The organism is Planosporangium spinosum, from assembly GCF_049999945.1.
Classification (GTDB): domain Bacteria; phylum Actinomycetota; class Actinomycetes; order Mycobacteriales; family Micromonosporaceae; genus Planosporangium; species Planosporangium spinosum.
Map to the genome: position 1 here is coordinate 19061 of NZ_JBLYUB010000048.1, position 13678 is coordinate 32738.

Sequence of the window (13678 nt, forward strand, 5' to 3'; positions counted from 1 at the left end):
GGGACGGCAACGGTCAGCGCCCACGACGCGGTTGCCGCCGAACCGGTCGCCAGTCATTCGCCCACGGCGGCGGATCAGGTGGACGTGGAAAGTCGCCGGCCCGCTCACACGTCCGTCCGCTGATCGACCGCTGCCTCGTAGAAGGCGTCCGCGAGCGCCATGATGACAGCGCTGATGCCAGGGCCGTCACTGAAGAAGTAGTCGGCCATGGTGTTGTGGGCCTCCTGGTTGTCGACGACCGCCTCAGTGACCGCCTCTTGGAAGTCCTGCGACTCCATGAACTGCTTCTTCGAGTTCACCTTGGCCTGGTTGACCAGGTCCGGGTAGGCGAGCAGCCGCTGCACCAGTCCCTGCACGAACTCGCGGACCTGAGACGCGGAGAACGATTCGGCGCCGAAGAGGTCGTTCATCTTGTCGATGACGACCTGCAGTGCGACGTACTTCGGCTCCTTCCGGGTGCCGGTGCCCGCGGCGCCGATGCCCTTGAGTTCGCCGTCACCGGTCAGCGAGATGTCGACCGCGGTCCCCTTGTTGTGCTTGACTCCGACCAGGACCACGTCGGAAAGGTCGACCTCCGCGGTCCAGGAGGAGTCTGCGATGACCTTCTCCAGGAGTCGCAGGAAGATCGACAGCATCTCCATGTAGGGGTCGCCGTAGTCGACGATCTGGCTCATGAAGTCGTAGAGCCGAACGTAGGTGGAGACGTCCTTACGGAACAGGTCGAGGGTGTTGAGGGTGACCTTGTCGTCGGCCTCGATCGCCGCGGCGTAGCGGCGGGCGAAGTCGTTCTTGGCCGGGCTGATCGCGGCCGAGAGCGCGTTGTTGCCTTTGCGGGTGACCCACAGTTCGGCGACCTCACGCACCTGCTCTGGCGTGTAGATCCCGGCCTGGGCGAGCTTGGTGGCGAGGTGGACGACGACGTACGGGTCGGTCTCGGTCTCCAGGGTGGCATTGGTGAAGTACGGCTCAAACGCAGCCCGGATGTCCTCAGGCTTATTCACGAAGTCGATGACGAACGTCTTGCGTTTCTGCTCCCCACCCGCCGTGCGGTGGGTGCGGTTGAGCCGGGAGAGCGTCTGCACGGCGGTGACCCCGGAGAGCTTCTTGTCGACGTACATGGCCGAGAGCAGCGGCTGGTCAAATCCTGTCTGGAACTTGTTGGCGACCAACATGATCTTGTACGTCGCGCCCTTGAAGGCGGCGGCCAGATCCGAGCCGGCGCCGGGGTTCAGGTTGGCCTCGGTGAACTCGTCGTCCTTGCTCGGCTGCGGGCCCCAGTCCGAAGCCCACTCCTCATCCTCGGCCATGCTCACCGAGCCGGAGAAGGCGACCAGGGTGCGGTAGTTGTACGAGGCGTCCTTGGCGGCCCGCTTAGCGATGTAGGCGTCGATCGCCTTCTTGTACTTCACCGCCGCCTTGCGCGAGTCGGTCACCACCATCGCCTTCGCCTTGCCCTCCAACAGGTGGGCGACGTTGGCGTGGAAGTGCTCAACGATGATCTGCACCTTCTGGCTGATGTTGGTCGGGTGCAGCTTCACCCACCGCATCAGCCCCTTACGCGCCGCGGCCTCCTCCACCTCGCCACCGTCGCCGCTCTCAGCCTTGCCGGCGATCTTCAGCGCGGTGTCGTAGGACTGATAGCCCCTGAGCACGTCGAGGATGTAGCCCTCCTCGATCGCCTGCCGCATCGAGTAGAGGTGGAACTCGACCGGCTTGCCGTCAGGACCCTTGCGGCCGAACAGCTCCAGGGTCTTATTCTTCGGCGTCGCGGTGAACGCGAAGTAGGAGATGTTCTCCGACTCGGCCCGCTCGGTCATCTCCGAGGCCAGGATCGCCTCGACGTCGACCTCACCGCCGTCCTCGATCTCCTTGACTTCCTCCGCGGTCAGCACAGCCTTGAGCTTGGAGGAGATCTGCCCGGACTGCGACGAGTGCGCCTCGTCGGCGATCACCGCGAACCGCCGCCCCTTCAACGACGAGTCGGCCCGGATCTCGTCGAGGGCGAACGGGAAGGTCTGCACCGTCACCGCGATGATCAGCTCCCCGTTCTTCAGCGCGGTCGCCAGTAGCCCGGACTTCGACTTCGCGCCTGCCTTGCGGACGTCCTCCGGGCTGATCGTGGCCACGATCTTCCCCGAGCCGTCGATCTGCCGGATCGCCTCCTGGAGCTGGCCGTCGAGTACGTTTCGGTCCACGACCACGATCACCGAGTCGAAGACCTTCTCGTCGTTCACGTGCAGCCGCGCCAGCCGATGCGCGGCCCAGGCGATGGTGTTCGTCTTCCCCGACCCTGCCGAGTGCTCGATCAGGTAGCGATGCCCCACCCCCTCCTCGCGCACTGCGGCCACGATGTTCGTCACGGCCTCCCATTGGTGGAACCGCGGGAAGAGCATGCTCGTACGGCGCACCGAGGTGCCGGTCGTGACATCCCACTCCTCCTTGGTCTCCACGATCATCAGACGGCCGATGATGTTGAGCCAGGCGTCCTTCTCCCAGACCCGCTCCCACAGGTACGCTGTCGCCGACCGCCCACCCTCACCCGGCGGATTCCCCGCGCCACTGTCGTGCCCCATGTTGAACGGCAAGAAGTGCGTCTTGTCGCCCTCCAACTTGGTGGTCATCGCGGCCAGGTCGTTGGAGACCGCAAAATGGACCAGCGCCCGATGCCCGAACGACAACAGCGGCTCCGGCCGCCCGTTGGTCAGCGGATGCCGGTTCTTGCGGTACTGGTTGATCGCCTCATCGAGGGACTGGGTGAAGTCGGTCTTCAACTCGACGGTGGCGACCGGGAGCCCGTTGACGAAGAAGACCAGGTCGATGCTGCGCTGGTCAGCGGTGGAGAAGTGCACCTGCCGCATCACCCGCACCCGCATCGCCGCGTACTGCTCGTTGGTGGTCGCGTTCAGGCTGGTCTCGGGCCGGAACTGCGCCATCTTCAACCGGCCACCACCGATGTACTGCACCCCGTTGCGCAGGATGTTCAGCGTCCCGCCACCATGTTCGAGAGGCTTGTCGAGCGCCGTGGTCAGCACGTCGAGAAACTTCGCCTGCGACCCCGCGGCCTTCAACGCCTTCTCGTACGCCGGCTTCTGGGTCTCCCGCAGCCACTCGAACAGGTCCTCGGGGAAGAGCGCCCGCTCCCGGTCGTACCCGGTGTCATCGTCGGAGCAGAGCCACCCGTGGTCGTCCAGGTACTCGCAGATCTCGGTCTCGAAGACGACCTCGTGGTGGTCCGCCATCACACCATCTCCCGTACGTCAATCTGCCCCGTCACCGCCGCTGTGATCAAGGCCGCCCAGCGCTCGCGGGCAAGTTCGATGAACCGCTCGGCCTCGGCAATCAGTATGTCGATCTTCGTGGTCTGCTTGTCCAGATAAGCGGCGATGCTCTTCTGCTCATCAAGCGGCGGGAATGGCATCTTGAACTTCCGGACCTGCCACTCGCTCACATGGGGCACGCTGACGCCCGTGAATAGTGGCTCCAAGTAGTTGAAGAATACATCGGTCGACATCACATAGCGCATGTACCCACGTCCAGCCTCATCGTTGGGCCGGATGCGCATGACCCGCTGAAGCAGCAGGGCCGGAAGATCGTTGTCCGAGATCGATGCGACGCGCACGCCGCCTCCCACAAACGGCCGGTCCATGCCGAACACGAGATCGCCAACTTCGAGAACGAACTCACTCGGAACAGCCGCAGTCTCGACATCCCAGTAGACGGTGTCGGTCCAGTTGATCCTCCCAGGCTTCACGTTCACTCCACGAAGCAGACGGACGTGACCCTCATCGGAACTGAACCCGTCGCTGGGGAAGGCATAGCCAGCCGCGGTGTCACTCACGAACCCGAGTTGCACGACCCGCCAGTGGCACGGTGTCGGAGGAAGCCACGGCTCAGCGTTGCTCTTCATGGGAGCGCCCTCAAGCCCGGAGAAAACGGCCTGCTCGACGACCGCCTTACGGCGTCCCCGCAGCATCTCGATCAGCCGCTGCTGCTCCTCGATGAGCGTCTCGATACGAGCGGTCTCGCGGTCGAGGTAGTCGGCGATGGCACGCTGCTCCTCGAGCGGTGGCACCACGATCTGAAGCGTCGCGGCGTCCTTCTGGTAGATCGTCTGATGAGTCGAGCCCATGTTGAGCGACTTGAATTCGGCGGTCATCGACTTGAACTGGTAGTTCAGGTACTCGGGGAGCAACTCGGGCCCGCACACCCAGTTCCAGAAATCCTGACTGGTCGCCATGGGCCTCGGCATGATGCCGGAGAAACCCACGGAGGCCGTCCGCGACAGGACCACGGTGCCAGCGGGGAGCAACTCTGCAGCGGAGTTGGCGAGGCCAAGCTCATTGATCTTGTTCGCGGTATCGCCGAGGTAGATCTGCTTGCCGTCACGCAACTGCCATACGTCGGCGAGCGTGAACCACGGGATGTCGGTGTTCTCCCAGTAGGCTGGCACCGAGCGGCTCGGCGTGTGACCGCTCTTCATCTGCGCGAATCGACGAATGTTGCCGCTCTTCCAATGGCTGGGAATAGTGGCGGTAGGCGTCACTTCGCCACCTCGTTCAAGAGGTCGAGGATCTTCGCAACCTGCTTCTCCAGGTCGGCGTCGATCTCGGCGAGGGGGCGGGGTGGGACGTATTTGTAGAAGTGGCGGGTAAAGGGGATCTCGTAGCCGGTTTTGACCTTTGTCCAGTCAATCCAGGCGTCGGGGGCGTGCGGCTTCACCTCGGCGTCGAAGTACGCCTGAATGACCTCGACCTTGCCGGCCGTGCCGGCGGTCGAGCCGCCGTAGGTGAACGGGACGTTCTCGGTGTCGCGCTTCGTCGTGTCCGGCTTGGGCTTGCCCTTGCGGTCAAGAACCGGCTGGCCGGACTCGTCGAGGAGGGGACGCTCGACGGTGATGGTCCAGTAGCCGAACTCGTCGTTGCGCAGAACTTTGGAGTAGTCGGGGTCGGCGTCGGTGAAGTCGGCGTACAACTGGACGACCTTGGCGCGGTTCTCCTCGCTGAGTTCACGGTTCTTGGCGCCGAGATTCTTGCGCATCTTGGTCCAGAACGAGGTGCCGTCGATGAGCTGGACTAGGCCCTTGCGGTCCGGATGCTTGGTGTTGTCGAGGATCCAGATGTAGGTGGCGATGCCGGTGTTGAAGAACATGTTCGTCGGCAGCGCGACGATCGCATCGACCAGGTCGTTCTCCAGCAGCCACTTGCGGATGTTGGAGGGCCCTGATTCGGCGGCGCCGTTAAAGAGCGGCGAGCCGTTCATCACGATCCCAGCCCGGCCGCCGCCGTCCTCCGGCGCCCGCATCTTGTGAACCAGGTGGAGCAGGAAGAGCATCTGCCCGTCCGAGGTCGACGGCAGGCCGGGGGCGAACCGGCCGTAGGGGCCCGCCTCGTCGCGCTCTTTCGTGACCGCCTTGGCGTACTGCTTCCAGTCGACCCCGTAGGGCGGGTTGGACATGCAGAAGTCGAACTGGCGGCCCTTGAACGCGTCATCGGTGAGGGTGTTGCCGAAGGCGATGTGGGATGCGTCGTGACCCTTGGCCAGCAGGTCGGACTTGCAGATCGCATACGACTGCGGGTTGTACTCTTGGCCGTACAGCTTCAGCTTTGCGCCCGGGTTCTGCTCGAGCAGGTGCTCCTCGGCCAGGGCGAGCATGCCGCCGGTGCCCGCGGTGGGGTCGTACAGCGTGCGGATGATGTCGGCCTCGGTCAGGTCGGCGTCCTTCTCGGCGAAGAGAAGGTCGACCAGCAGCCGGATCGCGTCCCGCGGGGTGTAGTGGTCTCCGGAGGTCTCGTTCGCGGCCTCGTTGAACTTGCGGATGATGTACTCGAATGCATCGCCCATGTCGGCGTTGGAGACGACGTCCGGATGCAGGTCGACGGCCTTGAAGGACGTGATGACCTCGCGCAGGAGCCCCGCCTTCTCCAGGGCGAAGATCTCCTTCTTGAAGTCGAAGTATTGGAACACGTCAACATCGGGCGAGAACCGGTCGATGTAGTCGGCCAGGTTGTCCACCAGCCCGTCGGCGTCCGCCAGCAGGTTGGCGAAGGAGTAGTTCGAGGTGTTGTAGAACGGCCTGCCGGTCGCCTTCTTGACCTCGCCCTTGAGCCGGTTGGGGTTGTCGTACTTCGCCGCCAGCGCGCGCACCGTCTCCCGGTCGGGCTCAAGGATGCAGTCGAGGCGTCGCAGGATTGTGAGCGGGAGGATCACGTTGCCGTACTGGTTGGGGCGGTAGGGGCCCCGAAGCTGGTCGGCGATCGACCAGATGAAACTACCGAGGGCGCTCACAAGGCTCCTTACGAGGATCGCTCGACGATAACGTTGGACGCCCAGCGCGAGCCCGTGCGTGCCGTCCGAGCAGGCGGCGGCGCACGTCTGCAGCAGCCGGTGCATCACGAGGCATCATCGCGCATCATGACACCCCGCGGTGCCACGAGGTCGGCAGCAGCGACCGGCTCAGTACAAAGAGGTTCCCCGGCGGGGTTGACGCGTCATGTGCACGAATTGTCGGCTCCTCGACGCCGTCGACGGCATGGTTGAGCAGGTTGGCGGTGTCGTCGGTGAGGACGATGCGGAAGCGGGCCTGGTCGAGGCGGTCGTAGTGGATCTTGAGTAGGAGGGCGTCGTAGAGCTTGCGCTGGATCCGCTCGGGCGCCTCGGTGATTTTGATGCGTGGCAGGAGCGGAAGGGCGTTAAGCAGGTCGACGTCCTGCTGGGGCTCGGTGTCGCGCGCTGCCTCCAGCGCGTCGAGCTGGGCGGTCTTGTCGGCGCACTCGGCCTCAAGGGCGTCGAAGCGGCGGCGCAGCCGGTCCCGGACGACCCGGTCGGCCGGGTCGGTGGTCTCCAGTTCGGTGATGATCCGGTCCTGCCGGTCTGTCAGGTCGTCGATCTGCTCGCGCAGCGCCTTAGCGCGCCGGTCGTCGGCGTGCTGCCGCTTGCCGGGCAGCTCGGCCAGGCCGCGGCGGAGGAGCGCGTGTCGGTCCGGGCCGAAGACGCGGGTGGCGATGACGTGGTCGAGAGCCTCGGTGAGATCGTCCTCGCGGACGTAGATCGTCTTAGGGTGATCGGCAGGATGGCTGTCGGGCGATCGACGCCGTTGGCCGCCGGGTAGCAGCAGTAGTAGGCGCGGCCGTGGCGGGTCTTGCCGAACATGCGGTGGTCGCACAGCCCGCAGCGGACGTAGGAGCGCAGCAGGTAGCCGCGCTTGGTTTGCGGGTGGGCGAGGTTCGGGCCAGGGGTCGAGCGGGTGCGCTCGTGGGTCAGAGAGACGGGTGCGCTCGTGGGTCCGCGAGATCTGGGTGGCGGCCTCGAACGTCTCGCGGGTGACCAACGGTTCGTGGGTCGGCTGCTCGGACCACACCTACCCCTCCGGCGGGTTCAGCCGGCCGCCGGACTTGGTGGCGCGGCGGTTCCACACCATGTAGCCGGTGTACTTCGGGTTGGTGACGATGCCACGCACGGCAGAGCCGGACCAGCTGCCGCGCCGCCGGCGTGAGCTGGTCGGCTGGGGGACCGGATAGAGGTCGTGGTCGGTGTTGAGGCGGGCGGCGATGGCGTTGAGGCCGGGCCGCTCGACCACGCGCAGCCGGAAGATGTACGCCACGACCGCCGCGCGAAGCGGGTCGGGGACCAGGCGGGTCTTGGTCAGGCCCTCGGCGGCCTTAGCCGGGACCGGGTGGTCGACCTTTGCGCGGCGTAGCCGTACGGGGGCTTGCCGACGCTCCAGCCCTGGACGGTGTGATCTTGAAGCCGTCCCAGGAGCGTTCGAGCATGTCGGTGACGTACCACTCGGCCACGCCCTGCTTGACCTGGCGGGTCAGCAGGCCGGTGGAACGTTTGCCGCGCGGGTCGATCGGCTCGTCGGCGGCGTACAGGCGTACGCCGGCCCGTTCGAGCTGGTGCTCGATGCGGGTGCCGATGTAGGTGCGCCGGGCGAGCCGGTCGATCGACTCGCAGATCACGACGTTGAAGCGCCGGCCGGGGTGCTCGGCCTCGGCGAGCAGATCGACCAGTCCGCCGTCGCGAGGCAGCGGAACGGCGATGTGCTCGTGCGCGCGGCTGCGGCCTCGACGTTCCAGGGAGGTCCGGCCGGACTCGATGTCCCAGAATCAGGCGACGATCTCCCCAGTCCTCGGGTAGGGCGGCCTGGCAGTTGGCCAGCTGGCGCGGCAGGGAGAGCGTGGAGTCCTGTTGGTCATCGGTGGAGACCCGGTCCAGGAACGCGACCGCGACGCGTGGAACGGCCGGTCGGCCGGGTTGGCTCGGGGGTTGGTAGATGGATGACGGATAGCTGTTGAGCGAGGGGTGCGTGGTCATGCAAGGCTCCTTGGTCAAGGTGGTATCGCGGCTGGCGGTGGGCTGGTAGGCAGGCCGGGCGGCCTGGTCCCGTACCGGCGATCCGGTCCGGTACTCATGCCGCCCGGTCCTCGTCCCTGATGTGTCTGGCCATGTCGTGCTGGGTTAGCGCCGATGCGAGTACCTCCCTGATCGCTTCAAGCTGGACCGCGGCGAGATGCGCCGCGTCCGGACCATGGACTCGGACGATCTCCACCGAGCTGGACAGCCGGCGGGTTGCGGCCCCACAGACGAGCGGGCCACCTTCTTCATCCCTGCCGGCGGCGCCTGCTCATCCCTGGCTACCGCGATGCGCCTCCAAGCGACTCGACTAACTCCTCGGCCCCGGCAGTGCGGTCCCGGCATCGGGGCTGGTCACGACCGGTTGGCCGGTCGCCGTCGGGACGCTGCCGCCTGTCGACGAACGCTCCGCTCGCGGGGATTGTCAAGGCGCAAACCCCGACGAGGGCCGTGGCTAAGCCACAAAGATGAGTTCTTTTCTGTATTGGGTGGAGCTGAGTGCAGACGAGGGACTATCCAGATGTATCTCGTCGATAGCTTTCCGTAGTTTTCGCTGCTCATCTCGGATACGCTATTCGCACATGCGTTCGTAAATTGCCTGACGAGCGCTCGGGCGAGTGGCGATTGCGCGGAATGGGTTGAGCGGAAACGCCTCGGTCGATATCCTGTTCTGTTTGCTGCTGAGCTGGCCATGATCGCTGGCTCGTGAACTGGTGAAGTCGGCACGAGGCATTGCAGCGACTGTCCACGGCCAAAACATCTGGAGGTGGCCGTGGGCGGCGGCTCGGCTAGACGTGTGCTTTTAACGTGGGAGGATGTTAGGGCGGAGGCGGCATCTCTAGACGGAGACCTCCGGATAATGCTGGAGGAAATCGTCACGTCCAAGGAGGTTTCAGCCAACCAAGCGGGAACCTCCGATGGTCACTGGTACTTGGCGAGTGTGGAGGTGCAGGGACACGTTGGCGTAGGGGAAACGCCGCTCTCTCTTGGGTTCCCGGTCACCAATGGGATTACGGTCATCAGCGCGCGCAATGGAACTGGTAAGACCAGTGCCGCGGACGCGATGCGTCACCTGCTGAGCAACGGTAGGCAACGTAGCTACGAACTTGCCGAACGCAACATTCATTGCGAAAACCGGAGCATCAAGGTCGTTGTCTCAAACGGCGTGCGCGAAATCGAGGTATCTTGTGGTAACGACGGGACGGTCGAATGGCGCGAGGGAAACGGTCCGGCCGGTCCTGTTCCTACTTGGTGGATGGCCGCATTCGAGCGCTATCTGCCAGTACTCCTCTATCCCGAAATCTCGCCAGTCATCGAACGTCCGGGGACTTTGCACGAGTTTTTGAAGGATGCACTTTCGTTAGGGGTATTGCAAGAACTCTTGAAGGATCTCGACATAATTCGGAAGATCGGCCGCGATTCTGAGAAAGCAGTGACAATGGCTTATCAGGTGGCGGTTGATGGTGTGAAGAAGAGTGGTGTTACGGAGCTGCTCGTGAATCTGGGGGACATCGGGGCAACGCCGGATCCAGATAAATGTTGCGAAGTGCGGGCGCTCGCAGCCAACCTGCCCTCGTCTGTCCCACCGCGAATAGACCTTGTTGACGGCTGGGGCGTGAACGACGCACTCAGCGGCCAAGCGTCGGCGGCAATCGGCAACCTCCAGGCGGCGCGAGCGAGGACCATACAAGGCGTCGCCACAGTCCAGGTCGCGCTGGACAAGTTGTTGGCCGAGGAAGGGGAATACCTTTCGGATCTACGGCGCCGAGACGTCTGCCCGGTCTGTCAGACCAGCGGCGCTGCCTGGGCCACAGTGGCGGCCGGGCAAGCAGCCATGCTTCGGCAGATCCTCGCCGAAGTCCGTGCTGCCGAACGCACAGCCAGTCAGCAGATCAAGCAAATGCGGTCATGCTTGCCGCCACCGTTACCCGCCCGTACGCGGGAGGCAGTCGTGGACTTCCTCGGCACCGAGGCGTCGGCATTGTGGATCGAGCGTTGGGAGAGACTTGTATCGGCCGGTGAGGACCTTTCGGTAGAGACCGCGACGGCGACTGGTGTCGAAGCTTTGCTCGCTGATGCGAACGATCTCGTGAAGTGGTACGAAGCTACAAAATCTTCGATCTTGAGTAGCCGCGATGTGTCCATCGCAGAACGTGCCGGTGTCCGCGCTCTCATCGACGGCTGGCTCGATGCGCTTGATGGTGCTCGGGGTGCCCTGGTTCGGGCCAAGACCGCGGATCGACTCGCCAAGAAGGTCGACGGATGGATCAAGACGACCCGCACTGACGTCTTCGAGCCAATCGGTGACCAGGTCACGGAGATCTGGGCGGCCTTGAACAGCGATGCGGACCTTGAACTCAATGGCATCTCCCTGGCCGGTGGAGTCCGCCAGGCGGGCAAGGTAAACATCGACCTCTCCGCTAGCGGGACTTCTGTACCCGCCAAGACGAACAAGCCAGCCGTTTTGAGCACTGGCCAGCGGAACGTGCTATCACTGGCCACCTACCTACCTCGCGCGACCCAGCCACACAGCCCGTTTCGGTTCCTGGTCCTCGATGACCCCATCCACGCTTTTGACGACTGGCGGGTTCGGTACCTGGCCAAGTATTTGGTAGCGCTAGCCGACCGTTATCAAATTATCATATTCACCCACGATGATCGACTTTGGCGAGAACTGCGGTCGTTGGGATACCTTGCTACGCACTTTCGTCTCGACCGTCCCACTGGTGCCCCATCTCACGTCCGAGTCAAGAACATCACCCGACCTGGCGAACAGTTGCTCGACGAGATCAAGTGGGTCCTCGACGCCGAAAGTAGAGAAGCGCTAGGAACTGCCGAGGCTCGGACATCAATGACTTTGGCGATGTGCCGGCAGGCCGTCGATACGGAGGTCGTCACGCAGCTTGAGATCCTGGCCCGTCGGCTTGAGCTAACCGATGAGCAGCTGCAGTCAGACGCAAACCGAGCGAAGAAGACCCGCGACCAACTAGACCTGCTCAACCGTTACGCACGGCGCGCCGGCTTAAACCAGCTCGACTACCGACAGTTTAACCCCACGATCACCGCACTCAACGCGGGCGCTCACGGCCGCGCACCGGCGCCTGCCACCATGGCTCAGTGCCGCAAGTGGCTCAAACAGTCCCGGGAGCTTGTTACTCGCATCCACACACTGACGAGGTAGACATGACGCGGATGCCAGCCACAAGTATCGAGAACCTCATCGCTGCTTACGACGCATGGCCTGGTACTGCGTACGACAAGGGCAAGCTTCGCGCTCTTGTGCTGCGGGTACGTGTCGAGCGGCTTGCCGCCGCTTTGCCTGCTACGACGATCGCGGCACCAGCGGATTCAAGCTGCATACGTCAACGGTTGATGCTTTCAGTCGGGGAACCTGGGCTCACCACCGAGGACCAGAAGAGGCGTTTACGCATCGTCATGGCGGCGGTGAAGACGTACAACGAAGTGTGCGATCTTCTTCACGGACGTAATCCTGAACCAACCCCACCCCTTGGTGATGTGGCGGCATGGGCGACATCAGTCAACGACTTAGAGATGGAGTTCGCCAGGCAGACCCCAAGGGAAGGCTCGTCCCTTTAGGATTCTTGATATCGGCGACCCTGGAGTGGGTGACTCAACAAGACGCCTCCTTCGCCCCTTATTGAAACATCGGTAGGGCTCGAGTTGGTTGCCCTACACCACATCCGTTTTTTGCCAACCCGGTGGAAGCTTCTCTAGGCCGATTAGCACGTCGAGGCCGAGGTGCTCTTTCAGCATGTGTTTGAGATTCCGGCCCTCGATGATCTGGATACGTCCGTTTGCTGCGGCAAAGTCGCGGCTCGCCTTGCCGACCCATGAAGTAGTGACGAGGACGCCTTTGGCGGCGCGCTTGTGATCCATCACGCCGGCGAGGGCGTGGACTGCCTCGAGGCCAACGATTTTGCTGTAACGCTTAGCCTGGATGATGCAAAGCCCGCCGACGATTGGGTCTTCATTGATGGCGACGCCGTCGACGCCTTCGTCTTTAGATGCCTGCGTTACCCACGACTTCATGCCAATAGCTTCGAAGAGTCGACGGATGAGGTGCTCGAACTCGCCGGGTGAGAGCTTGAGTAAATCGGTGCGGCTATCCAAGCCGGCGATCACATCCATCTCGTCAACGAACTTGTACTTTGACAGGTCGAAGGACGCCACCGGCCTCACGCCGACGAGGTCGTAAGGGTGCGGGGAAACGATGGCGTTGAGGTGGTTTCGAAGGCACAGCACAGGATCCAACTCTGGCTCGTCGAGCTGTACCTCGGCAAACTTGTCCCGCTCTGCATCGACGCTGACCAGCAGTGGGCGGATGGCGCGTCCGGTCGCCTTGTCCTTGGTGGAGGCATAGCCATTAAAAAGAATGCCGGTGACGAGGTCCGGGGGTGTGGCGTCCAGAGCCTCGGCGATGGTTCGGAGCGTGAGCCGTGCAAGGAGATCGCCGTACAGCTTCTTGGTCTCGGGCTCCTTGCGCGGCACAGCCGTCATGCCCTTCGCTTTCGTGTAGCGGTAGGCAACGACGGCGGGCACGACGTTCTGGAGTGGTAGCTCGTACTCAATCAGCAGTTCGCGGGAGGCGGGGTCGTAGTGGGCGGCAGCCTTGCCCCTCAGACCCTCAGGGTAGCGGGACTGGGCGAGAACATGTTGCAGGCGCTCCACAAAAGCAGTAGGACCGCTGTTCGCCAGGGCTGCGCTGAGCTCGGGAACTGCTTCAGCGGCGCGTTGGTTCCTCCGGGCGAGCAGCTGCCCGTACTCGGTAATCCTTGTGGCGACGGCTTCGGTCCGGAAATCCGCCTCTACCATCTTGCGGGCGTGCGCCTCCTGTTCCGCCAGACGCTTCGCTGCGGCTGCCTCCTGTGCCTTCGTGCGGGTCTCAGCGGTTCGGCGTCGTTCCTCGGCACGCTCACGCTGCGTATCCTCACGGGCTGCCTTCGTGGCAGCCTGATCAGCTAAGCGTTTCGCCTGTACCTCTTGCCGCATTCGCGTTGCCTCGGCCTTCTTTGCCGCAGCTTCGGCTTGCTTAGCCTCGCGGCGAGCTTCCGCTTCCTGGCGCTTCTGCTCGGCTATCAGCTCGCGGTGCCTGCGCGCCTCCGCTTGGGCCTCGAGCTTCTTGGTCTGTTTGCGGGCGTCGATCATCTGAGCGATTAAGCCTTTACGTCGCGCCATGTGGGCCGCGTCCACGGTGATGGTGTAAGAGACGATCACCGAGAAGATCCGGGTTGATGTTATGCGGCGATCTCCGCTGTTGGGGAGTTGTCGTCGGGTTCGGCTTCGCCGTCGATGACGGTCAGCCGGG

At 63.7% G+C, this 13678-nt stretch carries 9 protein-coding genes; 2 read left to right on the top strand and 7 right to left on the bottom strand.

Going from position 1 to position 13678, the window contains the following annotated elements; translation table 11 throughout:
* Positions 1-104 precede the first annotated feature (104 nt).
* The 6 genes from ACNTMW_RS33375 to ACNTMW_RS33400 all read right to left on the bottom strand — a co-directional run bounded on the left by ACNTMW_RS33375 (position 105) and on the right by ACNTMW_RS33400 (position 8096).
* A complete protein-coding gene (locus ACNTMW_RS33375; protein ID WP_426638057.1) occupies positions 105-3239 on the bottom strand; it encodes a type I restriction endonuclease subunit R in 3135 nt (1044 codons plus the stop codon).
* Positions 3239-4543 carry a restriction endonuclease subunit S gene (locus ACNTMW_RS33380; RefSeq protein WP_426638058.1) on the bottom strand — a complete coding sequence of 435 codons (1305 nt, stop codon included), beginning with the start codon at positions 4541-4543 and terminating at the stop codon, positions 3239-3241. The genes ACNTMW_RS33375 and ACNTMW_RS33380 overlap by 1 nt, the downstream gene beginning before the upstream one ends.
* On the bottom strand, positions 4540-6285 hold the full coding sequence (locus ACNTMW_RS33385) for a type I restriction-modification system subunit M (RefSeq protein WP_426638059.1): 1746 nt from the start codon (positions 6283-6285) through the stop codon (positions 4540-4542). Before ACNTMW_RS33385 ends, ACNTMW_RS33380 begins: the two co-directional genes overlap by 4 nt.
* Positions 6286-6409: 124 nt before the next feature.
* Positions 6410-7162 (bottom strand): hypothetical protein, encoded by a 753-nt coding sequence (locus tag ACNTMW_RS33390; protein WP_426638060.1) that lies wholly within the window; start codon positions 7160-7162, stop codon positions 6410-6412.
* 195 nt (positions 7163-7357) lie between these two features.
* Positions 7358-7600 carry a recombinase family protein gene (locus ACNTMW_RS33395; protein WP_426638061.1) on the bottom strand — a complete coding sequence of 81 codons (243 nt, stop codon included), beginning with the start codon at positions 7598-7600 and terminating at the stop codon, positions 7358-7360.
* 58 nt (positions 7601-7658) lie between these two features.
* On the bottom strand, positions 7659-8096 hold the full coding sequence (locus ACNTMW_RS33400; RefSeq protein WP_426638066.1) for a recombinase family protein: 438 nt from the start codon (positions 8094-8096) through the stop codon (positions 7659-7661).
* Between the two features lie 1115 nt (positions 8097-9211).
* Between ACNTMW_RS33400 and ACNTMW_RS33405 the strand changes: the two genes are divergently transcribed.
* Positions 9212-11533: a hypothetical protein gene (locus tag ACNTMW_RS33405; RefSeq protein WP_426638062.1), complete on the top strand. Its 2322-nt coding sequence runs from the start codon at positions 9212-9214 to the stop codon at positions 11531-11533.
* A 2-nt stretch (positions 11534-11535) separates the two neighbouring features.
* Positions 11536-11949 (top strand): hypothetical protein, encoded by a 414-nt coding sequence (locus tag ACNTMW_RS33410; RefSeq protein ID WP_426638063.1) that lies wholly within the window; start codon positions 11536-11538, stop codon positions 11947-11949.
* A 93-nt stretch (positions 11950-12042) separates the two neighbouring features.
* On the opposite strand, the gene ACNTMW_RS33415 is transcribed toward ACNTMW_RS33410, so the two are convergent.
* On the bottom strand, positions 12043-13678 hold a 1636-nt coding region (locus tag ACNTMW_RS33415; RefSeq protein ID WP_426638064.1), incomplete at its 5' end, for a restriction endonuclease.

Excerpts from the sequence above, each read along its gene's own strand:
- ACNTMW_RS33375 (WP_426638057.1), bottom strand. The coding sequence starts at position 3,239 with ATGGCGGACCACCACGAGGTCGTCTTCGAGACCGAGATCTGCGAGTAC.
- ACNTMW_RS33405 (WP_426638062.1), top strand. The coding sequence starts at position 9,212 with ATGCTGGAGGAAATCGTCACGTCCAAGGAGGTTTCAGCCAACCAAGCG.
- ACNTMW_RS33410 (WP_426638063.1), top strand. The coding sequence starts at position 11,536 with ATGACGCGGATGCCAGCCACAAGTATCGAGAACCTCATCGCTGCTTAC.